Below are 7,918 nucleotides of genomic sequence, written 5' to 3'. Positions count from 1 at the left end.
ATCATGAGCCAGCCAAGTCAGCAGGAAGTCATCATGGCCGAAGATGCAGCCTCGCGGACATCGCCCGCGGCCGGCATTGAACCGGTCCTCGAGGCCAAGGGCCTCAGCCAGGGCCAGATCGTCCGAAAGCGGTTCCTCGGACACTCCGGCGCCATCATCGGCCTCGTGGTGTTCTCCTTCATTTTCATCCTGGCCTTCACCTCGGTGGGCTTCCTGGGTATCCCGGGCTGGTGGAAGTACACGCACGAGCAGGTCTCCCCCCTGGTCAACGACGGCGCACCCACCTCCTCACTGTGGCCGTTGGCCTGGGGCGAACACCCGTTCGGCCAGGACCGGATCGGCCGTGACCTCTTCGCCATGACCATGCGCGGCGCGCAGCAGTCCATCACCATCATGCTCGTGATCGGCCTCCTCGCCGGCCTGATCGGCGTGGTAGTCGGGGCCATCTCCGGCTACTTCCGGGGCTGGGCCGAAGCCATCCTGATGCGCCTGACCGACGTCATCATCATCATTCCCGCACTGTTGCTGGCCGCCGTCATGGCGCAGCTCGCGGGCCGCCGGGACCAGGGGAGCTGGTTCGCCTCCTTTGCCAGCACCAACGGCGTCCTGGCCCTCGGTATCTTCCTGGGCTTGATCAGCTGGGTTGCCCTCGCCCGCCTGATGCGCGGCGAATTCCTTTCACTGCGCGAACGCGAGTTCGTGGATGCGGCCCGGATTTCGGGCGCCAGCAACGCCAGGATCATCTTCAAGCACATCCTGCCCAACGCCGTCGGAGTGCTGATCGTGAACGTGACCCTGACGATGTCCGCCGCGATCCTCACCGAAACGGCGCTGAGCTACCTCGGCGTCGGCGTCCATGCCCCGGACACCTCACTGGGCCTGCTCATCTCCCAGAACCAGCAGGCCTTCTCTACCCGGCCCTGGCTCTTCTGGTACCCGGGCCTGTTCATCGTGCTCATCTGCCTCAGCATCAACTTCATCGGCGACGGCCTGCGGGACGCCTTTGACCCGCGGCAGAAGAAGTTCAACGCCAAAAAGGCCAAGGCCGTGGCAGCCCCCGCGGTGCAGGCAGGCGCCCTCACGGACCTCGACGGAACTGAAGCCGAGGAAAGCAGGTCCGAGGGATTCCGGCCMGGGCCTCCGGCTGATGGATCAAAGGGCCTCTAAGATGCMGGCCCCGTGCAGGACCACGCTACCTGGCGGTCACCGCCAGGTAGCTGGCCGCGAGGAGCAGTACGACGGCGCCGATCGCCACCCAGCGGAYCGTGACTGTCACGGCGGCGCTGGCGGCGTCGCCGTCGTYGAGCTTCCCGCCCTCCACCAGATCATGCCATCGGGCCCGCACCAGCATGGCGGCCTGGCCGGAGTCCGTGGTCTTCAGGTCGCCGGGACGGACCGACTTGCCGGGACCGTACGTGGTGGCCGGCAGGCCGCGGAGATCTTCCGGGCGGGCGTGGCGCCCGCCCCAGATGCCCGGGGCGGGTGCTGCCCAGGACGTGTAGCTCTTCCCGGCCGTGACCAGGGTCAGCGCGAAGCGCGTATCGACGTGCACCAGCGCGGCCCACGGGACCTCGATCGAGCGGAACGGATTTTCCAGGGTGACCCCGGCGTCGTGGACCACCACGGACGGCATCCAGAACAGCAGCCAGCCCATGAAGGCAACAAAGGCCAGCGGGGCGATGCCCGCCAGCGCCCCCGGACCTGCCATGACGACCGTWGCCACGACGCCGAACCCGGCCACCGCCCAGGACAGCCACGCGAACCATTTGTTCGTGCGTGCTTTGAAGACTTCAACATTTCCGGCATGCGGCGCAGAGCTCATGCCCCCAATAATTCAGTATTCCGAGCCGCAGCACTAATCCCCGGTGCACCGGCGGCCCGGCGGAAGGATAGCCCATCATGACTGACTTCATCACCCTCGATCCGCCGGCAGCACCCGCGCCCGGCAAAGGCGACGCCGTCCTGGAGGTCCGGGACCTCAGCGTGGATTTCGGCGTGGACAAAAAATGGGTTCCGGCCGCGATCGGACTCAACTACGAGGTCCGGGCCGGTGAAGTCCTCGCCATCGTGGGGGAGTCCGGGTCCGGAAAAAGCGCCAGTTCCATGGCGCTGCTGGGCCTGCTGCCCAGTAACAGCCGTGTGACGGGAAGTGTCAAGCTCGCCGGCCGGGAACTTTTGGGGAGCAACGCGGCCAATATCCGTGCCGTGCGCGGCAAGGACGTTGCAGTGATCTTCCAGGAGCCGATGACGGCCCTGAACCCGGTCTACACCGTCGGGGCCCAGATCGTGGAAACTGTGCGCCTGCACAACGAGGTTTCGCCGGACGAAGCCCGACTCCGTGCCCTGCGCATGCTCGAACTTGTGGAACTGCCCGATCCGGAAAAGGCCTTCCGGTCCTACCCGCACCAGCTTTCCGGCGGCCAGCGCCAGCGCGCCATGATCGCCCAGTCGCTCTCCTGTGACCCCAAGCTGCTCATTGCCGATGAGCCCACCACGGCCCTGGACGTGACTGTCCAGGCCGAGATCCTTGACCTCATGCGCAACCTGCGGAACAAACTGGACAGCGCCATTGTGCTCATCACCCACGACATGGGGGTGGTGGCGGACCTCGCCGACCGGATCGCCGTCATGCGCAAGGGCCTCATCGTGGAAACAGGGACGGCAGCGCAGATCTTCCACAACCCGCAGCACGAATACACCCAGGCCTTGCTGGCCGCGGTCCCTCACCTGGGCCAGGGCGGCTCGGATTCCGTGGCGGACGTGGACGTCACAGCCGCCCTCGCCGCCGCGACCCACGCCGAGATCCTCTCCATCCCGGAAGACGAGCTGATCCGGCGGGAGCGGGCGAACGCCGCCGCACTGGCCTTGGCCGAGGCGGCCAAGSCGAAGGGCGAACCGGTCCTGGAGCTCACCGACGTCGCCATCGAGTACCCGAAGCAGGGCCGGGTGCCGGCCTTCCGTGCCGTGGAAGGTGCCAACCTGGTCATCTACCCCGGACAGGTGGTAGGCCTTGTCGGCGAGTCGGGTTCGGGCAAGACCACGATCGGCCGGGCCGCCGTCGGCCTGCTCCCGGTGGCAGCAGGCACCATGAAGGTCGTGGGGCAGGACATTTCCGCCGCCAAGAAGAACGGCCGCCAGCTCCAGGAAATGCGCCGGCACGTCGGCATGGTGTTCCAGGACCCGTCGTCCTCCCTGAACCCGAGGCTGCCCATCGGGGAAAGCATCGGGGAGCCGATGTTCCTGTCCGGAGTCGCGAAGGGCGCGGAACTGCAGCACCGGATCGAGGCACTCCTGGACCAGGTGGAGCTCCCGCGGGACTACCGCAACCGCTACCCGCACGAGCTCTCCGGCGGGCAGAAGCAGCGCGTGGGGATCGCACGCGCCCTCTCGCTCAAGCCGAAGCTGATGGTCGCCGACGAACCCACCTCTGCCCTGGATGTCTCGGTTCAGGCCAGGGTGCTCGATCTCTTCCAGAACCTGCAGAAGGAACTGGGGTTCGCCTGCCTGTTCGTCACCCACGACCTCGCGGTGGTGGACGTGCTCGCGGACAGGATCTGCGTCATGCAGCGCGGCAGGATCGTGGAACAGGGGACCCGGGACCAGATCCTCCGCAACCCGCAGGAGCCCTACACCCAGCGGCTCCTGGCGGCAGTTCCGCTGCCGGACCCGGACAAGCAGCGGGAGCGCCGCGAACTGCGCGCACAACTGCTTTCCGGCGCCAGCTGACGGAGCCTGCGGCGGGTTTGCTGACGGGGCTTGCTGACCGGGAGCCCACTGAGAGGGTTTAAAGCGGGTCCTTCGGGGGTCCTGCGGAGGTACTGCCGGCGGGCTCCGCCGGCGGTCCCCCGCAGGGCCCCCGGCCCATTCCGGGCACAAATTCCAGTTAATTGAGGGTAACCGGGATCACACGCGGGCGTATACTACCAGCCGGTAGCGTGTGACTTGAAATACGTCGCGCTTGACGTTAACCGTCATGAAATTGTCGAGTCACGGTTTGGCAACGGAGTTCCAACATTTGGACAGTTAAGGGCTAGGCTACTTCCATATGAAGCACGTCACAGGGGATACCCCTGTGCCTGCTTACGGGGAAGCATAAGTTTTTCCCTCACGAACTCCCACAACTCATAGGAGGCGGAATGCGTTTTTCGCGCACTTCCAAAGCACTGGGCATGGTGGCTATCGCCGCCCTCGCCCTGACCGGATGCGGTGCCAGCGGCTCCGCAACCGGTAGCGGCAGTACCGGCGGAGACACCACCAAAGTGATCCTCGCCGATGGCTCCGAACCCCAGCGTCCCCTCATGCCGGCCGACACCAACGAGGTCGGTGGCGGCAAGGTCATCGACATGATCTTCGCGGGCCTGGTCAGCTACGACCCCAGCGGCAAGCCGGTCAACGAACTCGCCGAGTCCATCGAGGGCAAGGACGGCCAGCACTTCACCATCAAGGTCAAGAAGGACCAGAAGTTCACGAACGGCGAGGCCATCACGGCCAAGACCTTCGTCGATTCCTGGAACTTCGGTGCAGCAGCCAAGAACGCTCAGCTCAGCGGAGGCTTCTTCGAAAGCATCAAGGGCTACGACGAAGCCAGCGCAGAAGGCTCCACCGTCGACACCATGTCCGGCCTGAAGGTCGTTGACGACCAGACGTTCACCGTCGAACTGAAGCAGCCGGAATCTGACTGGCCGCTTCGCCTGGGATACACCGCGTTTGTTCCGGTTCCCTCCGGCGCGCTGAAGGACCCGAAGGGCTTCGGCGAGAAGCCGGTCGGCAACGGCCCGTACAAGCTTGCGGACGGCGGCTGGCAGCACAACGTGCAGATCCAGCTCGTTCCGAACCCGGACTACAACGGCCCGCGCAAGGCCAAGAACGCCGGCGTGACCTTCAAGATCTACCAGAACGACGACTCGGCGTACCAGGACCTGATGTCCAACAACCTGGACATCCTGCAGACGATTCCGACCAGCGCTCTGAAGAACTTCAAGTCTGACCTCGGCGACCGCACCATCAACAAGCCGTACGCAGGCAACCAGACCATCGCCATCCCGGAATACCTGCCGGAGTGGAGCGGCGAGGCCGGCAAGCTCCGTCGCCAGGCCATCTCCATGGCCATCAACCGCGATGAGATCACCAAGGTGATCTTCAACGGTGCACGCCAGCCYGCCAAGGACTTCACGGCTCCCGTGCTTGACGGCTACAGCGACKCGRTCGCCGGTGCCGATAACCTCAAGTTTGACGCCACCAAGGCCAAGGAAGCCTGGACCAAGGCCGACGCGATCCAGAAGTGGGACGCCAACGAGACCTTCACCATCGCCTACAACGCCGACAAGGGCGGACACAAGGCCTGGGTTGAAGCAGTGGTCAACCAGCTCAAGAACACGCTCGGCATCAAGGTTGAAGGCAAGCCGTACGCCACCTTCAAGGAAGCCCGCAACGACGCTACCGCCAAGACCCTCACCGGCTCCATCCGCGCCGGCTGGCAGGCAGACTACCCGTCGCTGTACAACTTCCTCGGCCCGATCTACAAGACCGGTGCCGGCTCCAACGACGCTAACTACGCCAACCCGACGTTCGACAAGGCCATCTCCGACGGCCTGAACGCCTCCTCGGTCAGCGACGGCAACAAGGCCATGAACAAGGCCCAGGAGATCCTTCTCCAGGACCTGCCGGCCATCCCCCTGTGGTACCAGGTTGCCCAGGGCGGCTGGAGCGACAAGGTCACCAACGTTGACTACGGCTGGGACGGCGTCCCGCTGTACTACAACGTCACCGGTAAGTAACAACTAAGCGACGGCGGGGGCCGCCCTTACTGGGGCCTCCGCCGTCGTCGTGTTTTCCCTTCAATTTATTTTCTTTATGCCCGGCACTTCGGGCGAACTTTTCGCAGCCCTGCCGCCGTGAGTGAACCGGCGCCGGCCTGCATCCATAGTGAAAAGGTTCTTTGATGAACAACTCCGCCGCATCCCTGGACAGGATGCCTGCCAACGAGGGTGTGACTCGCTGATGTCGACATACATCCTCAAGCGTTTCCTGCAATTGATTCCCGTCTTCCTGGGCGCAACACTGCTGGTCTACTTCCTGGTCTTCAGCCTGCCCGGAGACCCCATCGTGGCACTGTTCGGCGACAAGCCGGTGAACGAGGCCGTGGCAGCCAAGCTGCGTATGCAGTACCACCTGGACCAGCCGTTCTGGATGCAATACCTGCTCTACCTCAAGAGCATCTTCACGTTCGACCTCGGCCAGGACTTCTCCGGACGCCCCATCGCGGCCGTGCTTGGCGAGGTCTTCCCCGTCACGGCGCGTCTGGCCATCATGGCCCTGATCTTCGAGGCATTTTTTGGCATCATCTTTGGCCTGATCGCAGGCCTGCGCAAGGGCAAGCTCTTTGACGCCACGGTACTGGTCGCTTCCCTGATCGTGATCGGTATCCCGATCTTCGTTCTGGGCTTCCTGCTGCAGTTCACCATCGGCGTCCAGCTCGGCTGGGCCAAACCGACCGTCAGTTCCGCCGCGACCGTCCCGGACCTCATCCTGCCGGCGATCGTGCTCGGCCTGGGATCCTTCGCCTATGTCCTGCGCCTGACCCGCACGTCCGTCATCGAAAACATGAACGCCGACTACGTGCGCACCGCCACCGCCAAGGGCCTCTCCCGGTTCCAGGTGGTCCGCACCCACATCCTGCGCAACTCCCTGATTCCCGTCATCACCTTCCTTGGTGCCGACCTCGGCGCCCTGATGGGCGGCGCAATCGTCACGGAAGGCATCTTCAACGTCCCGGGCGTCGGCAACCGGCTCTACCGGGCCGTGCTGTCCGGTGAAGGGCCCACGGTGGTCTCGATCGTCACCGTCCTGGTGCTGATCTACTGCCTGTCCAACCTGCTCGTTGACCTGCTTTACGGCTGGCTTGACCCGAGGATCCGTTATGACTCCTGATAACACCACCACTACCGCACGCCACGCCGCCGGCACCCGTCCGGTCCGCCGGTCCGAGCACTTCGTGGCCGATGTTTCCGAGACCCCGCTCCAGGTAACGGACCGGGTCAAGGACGAAGCCGCACCGCTGAGCCTTTGGGGCGAGGCCTGGAAGAACCTGCGCAAGCAGCCGCTCTTCCTCATCTCCGCATTCCTGATCCTGGTGGTCGTGGCCGTCTCCCTCTTCCCGGGCCTCTTCTCCCCGATTGACCCGTCCTCGGAGGCATGCCAGCTGGCCAACTCCGACGCCGGCCCCGCCGCAGGCCACCCGCTGGGCTTTACCCAGCTCGGCTGCGACGTCTACGCCCGCGTCATCTTCGGTACSCGGTCCTCGGTGACCGTGGGCCTCTTCACCACCMTCGGKGTSCTGCTSATTGGCGGSATCCTGGGCGCGSTKGCCGGTTACTACGGCGGCTGGRTSGACTCCATCCTKGCCCGCATCAAYGACATCTTCTTCGCCCTGCCSCTGATCCTSGGCGCSATCGTGMTSATGCAGCTGCCSRTSTTCCGTRCCAACCGYACGGYCTGGACGCTGGTGSTCATCCTGGTTGCCTTCGGCTGGCCACAGATCGCACGCATCACCCGCGGCGCCGTCATCGAGGTCCGCAATGCCGACTTCGTCACGGCCGCCCGGTCCCTGGGCGTCTCGAAGTTCGGTGCCCTCATGCGCCACGTCCTGCCGAACTCGCTGGCCCCGATCATCGTCGTGGCCACCATCTCCCTGGGCACGTTCATCGTGGCCGAATCCACGCTGTCCTTCCTCGGCATCGGGCTGCCGCCCAGCGTCATGTCCTGGGGCAACGACATCCAGGCGGCGCAGGCCTCGCTCCGGTCCAACCCGATGCCGCTGCTCTACCCGGCCATCGCCCTGTCCATCACCGTCCTGAGCTTCATCATGCTGGGCGACGCCCTGCGTGATGCCCTCGATCCCAAAGCGCGCAAGCGATGA

Annotated in this window: 6 protein-coding genes; 5 read left to right on the top strand and 1 reads right to left on the bottom strand. The window is 64.9% G+C overall.

Annotation, left to right across the window (positions count from 1 at the left end; genetic code table 11):
- Positions 1–33: 33 nt before the first annotated feature.
- Positions 34–1,167 carry an ABC transporter permease gene (locus AC1DEY_RS19995; RefSeq protein ID WP_476869493.1) on the top strand — a complete coding sequence of 378 codons (1,134 nt, stop codon included), beginning with the start codon at positions 34–36 and terminating at the stop codon, positions 1,165–1,167.
- 25 nt (positions 1,168–1,192) lie between these two features.
- On the opposite strand, the gene AC1DEY_RS19990 is transcribed toward AC1DEY_RS19995, so the two are convergent.
- Entirely contained in the window at positions 1,193–1,822 is a 630-nt protein-coding gene (locus AC1DEY_RS19990) for a PH domain-containing protein (protein ID WP_476869492.1), read from the bottom strand.
- A gap of 77 nt (positions 1,823–1,899) precedes the next feature.
- Between AC1DEY_RS19990 and AC1DEY_RS19985 the strand changes: the two genes are divergently transcribed.
- From AC1DEY_RS19985 to AC1DEY_RS19970, 4 genes are all read left to right on the top strand, one after another.
- Complete coding sequence (locus AC1DEY_RS19985; RefSeq protein WP_476869491.1) at positions 1,900–3,726, top strand: ABC transporter ATP-binding protein; 1,827 nt, start codon at positions 1,900–1,902, stop codon at positions 3,724–3,726.
- A gap of 410 nt (positions 3,727–4,136) precedes the next feature.
- Complete coding sequence (locus AC1DEY_RS19980; RefSeq protein WP_476869490.1) at positions 4,137–5,777, top strand: peptide ABC transporter substrate-binding protein; 1,641 nt, start codon at positions 4,137–4,139, stop codon at positions 5,775–5,777.
- Positions 5,778–6,000: 223 nt separating this feature from the next.
- Positions 6,001–6,930: an ABC transporter permease gene (locus tag AC1DEY_RS19975; RefSeq protein WP_476869489.1), complete on the top strand. Its 930-nt coding sequence runs from the start codon at positions 6,001–6,003 to the stop codon at positions 6,928–6,930.
- Complete coding sequence (locus AC1DEY_RS19970; protein ID WP_476869488.1) at positions 6,920–7,918, top strand: ABC transporter permease; 999 nt, start codon at positions 6,920–6,922, stop codon at positions 7,916–7,918. Before AC1DEY_RS19975 ends, AC1DEY_RS19970 begins: the two co-directional genes overlap by 11 nt.

The organism is Arthrobacter sp. 05T47, from assembly GCF_056395825.1.
This window is presented reverse-complemented; position numbering and strand designations above follow the sequence as displayed.

What these genes read in the sequence shown, in the direction of transcription:
- AC1DEY_RS19975 (WP_476869489.1), top strand. Translation starts at nt 6,001, where the DNA reads ATGTCGACATACATCCTCAAGCGTTTCCTGCAATTGATTCCCGTCTTC.